Consider the following 210-nt stretch of genomic DNA (forward strand, 5'->3'; position numbering starts at 1 on the left):
GATGCTGATGCCGACGCGGATGCCGATGCGGATGCTGATGCTGACGCAGACGCTGATGCCGATGCTGATGCCGATGCGGATGCCGATGCTGACGCTGATGCCGATGCTGATGCTGATGCCGATGCTGATGCTGATGCTGATGCTGATGCCGACGCCGATGCTGATGCTGATGCTGATGCCGATGCTGATGCCGACGCGGATGCCGATGCG

1 protein-coding gene is annotated in these 210 nt (G+C 61.0%); it reads right to left on the reverse strand.

The features are described from left to right. The coding region (locus tag HMPREF2988_RS13980) for a hypothetical protein (protein WP_373887767.1) at nucleotides 1-210 on the reverse strand (210 nt) is incomplete at both ends.

The sequence above is a fragment of the Enterococcus sp. HMSC061C05 genome, from assembly GCF_001814765.1.
Classification (GTDB): Bacteria; Bacillota; Bacilli; order Lactobacillales; family Enterococcaceae; genus Enterococcus_B; species Enterococcus_B lactis.